A 748-nucleotide genomic window follows, 5' to 3' on the forward strand; every position below is an offset into this window, starting at 1 on the left:
AATATAAATACTGCAATTAATTTAGTTGAAGCCGACGGTGAACTACCAAAAGAAAACTGGCTAGTTCTTCAGCGTGCGATATATTATTCATTAAATCAGCCAGAAAAGGTAGCGGATGTTTTAGAGAAAATGGTTACCCTCTATGACAAACCACAATACTGGATCCAACTTGGTGGTATGTACGGTGAGATAGGTGCCGAGAAAAAACAGCTTGCAACATTTGAAACTGCGAAGCAAAGGGGCTTTATAAAATCAAAGTCGGATTATATGCAGCTTGCTCAAGTTTATTTAATGAACGCCTTGCCTTTTAAAGCAGCGGAAGCACTCGATAACGGAATAAAAGCAGGTGTCGTTGAAGACAGCGCCAAAAACCTAACTTTTATCGCAGAAGCGTTCGTTCAAGCAAGAGAAGATAAAAAGTCACTACCTTTCTTCCTAGCAGCAACTGAAAAAGTTGAACATGGCAATTTAGATCAGAGACTTGCAGAGATCTACTTAAATCTTGAAAAGTATGATGAAGCCGCAGATCACGCCCGACTTGCTCTCAATAAAGGCGATTTAACGTTTGAGTCTAACGCCTATGTTGCACTTGGAATGGCACAGTTTAACCTGCAAAACTTTGATGCTTCTATATTGGCATTCGAACAAGCTGAAAAGCACAAAAAATCAGCAAACCTTGCTAAACAATGGATTAAATATGTGAAGCGAGAAAAAGTTCATGCTGAAACATTAAAACAAGCTCTATTAT

Annotated in this window: 1 pseudogene; it reads left to right on the top strand. The window is 38.8% G+C overall.

The features are described 5' to 3' along the window. Positions 1-748, top strand: a pseudogene (locus tag L1D50_RS23185) (hypothetical protein); the annotation flags it as partial.

The organism is Pseudoalteromonas sp. Isolate6, from assembly GCF_022398435.1.
Taxonomy (GTDB): domain Bacteria; phylum Pseudomonadota; class Gammaproteobacteria; order Enterobacterales; family Alteromonadaceae; genus Pseudoalteromonas; species Pseudoalteromonas galatheae.